Origin of the sequence: Rhodococcus sp. T2V (assembly GCF_029269925.1) — a bacterium.
Lineage (GTDB): Bacteria > Actinomycetota > Actinomycetes > Mycobacteriales > Mycobacteriaceae > Rhodococcus_F > Rhodococcus_F koreensis.
In genome coordinates this window covers 1-550 of the sequence record NZ_JARJBD010000374.1, presented here as the reverse complement: position 1 = coordinate 550, position 550 = coordinate 1, and the positions used below count along the sequence as shown (strand labels likewise).

The 550-nt window shown below is 68.0% G+C and carries 1 protein-coding gene; it reads right to left on the bottom strand.

From position 1 onward, the window contains the following. Positions 1–262: 262 nt before the first annotated feature. On the bottom strand, positions 263–550 hold a 288-nt coding region (locus P3H15_RS54445; RefSeq protein ID WP_276144893.1), incomplete at its 5' end, for an ANTAR domain-containing protein.

Sequence of the window (550 nt, the reverse complement as noted above, 5' to 3'; positions counted from 1 at the left end):
AGGACCCGAAATCATCACGAACCCCTTCGCGATCACTGATCCACGGATTCAGGCTAAGGGGTCTGGCCGCGGCTCCGCGGGTTCGAAAACGGAGCGGGCGGCGTATGCGGTGAGTACCCTGCCCGCACCGTCCTACGCATCCCGGATACGGCACCTTCCGGCACCAAATCCCCGCACCGGGTCCGGTCGCCGCGCGAGTGCTCCTGGGGGCCAGCGAAGAGGCCGGGTCGGTGCCTGACCGGTCGGGAGCGCGCGGAAGGCGTCAGGGCTGTCCCGATCGTCCGGGGCGCTGGTGGGCGGTGAGCAGCAAGTGGTCAAATCGGGTGCGCAGGGCGGTGGTGTCGGATTCGAGATCGCCGAATCCGGCGACGATCTGTTCGGCGATCGCACGCAGTCGGGTGTTGGTCTCCTGGGAGCGCCAGGTCAGGATGTCGAACGCGCGGTCGGCGGGGAGACCGTAGACCAGCATCAACGCGCCCTTGGCCTGCTCGATCACCGCCCGCGATTGCTCGAGGGCGGCGACGGTTTCGTCGACGGAGTCCTTGACGTC